Annotated in this window: 1 rRNA gene; it reads right to left on the bottom strand. The window is 57.7% G+C overall.

From position 1 onward, the window contains the following. Nucleotides 1–201 (bottom strand): 23S ribosomal RNA (locus tag JDF658_RS13895); the annotation flags it as partial.

Genomic DNA, 201 nt, shown 5'->3' with positions numbered 1-201 from the left:
CTTGGCTACCCAGCGATTGCTCCTGGCGGAACAACTGGTACACCAGCGGTCTGTCCATCCCGGTCCTCTCGTACTAGGGACAGCTCCTCTCAAATTTCCTACGCCTGCGACGGATAGGGACCGAACTGTCTCACGACGTTCTGAACCCAGCTCGCGTACCGCTTTAATGGGCGAACAGCCCAACCCTTGGGACCTACTTCA

This window comes from Carboxydocella sp. JDF658, assembly GCF_002049395.1.
Classification (GTDB): Bacteria; Bacillota.
This window is presented reverse-complemented; position numbering and strand designations above follow the sequence as displayed.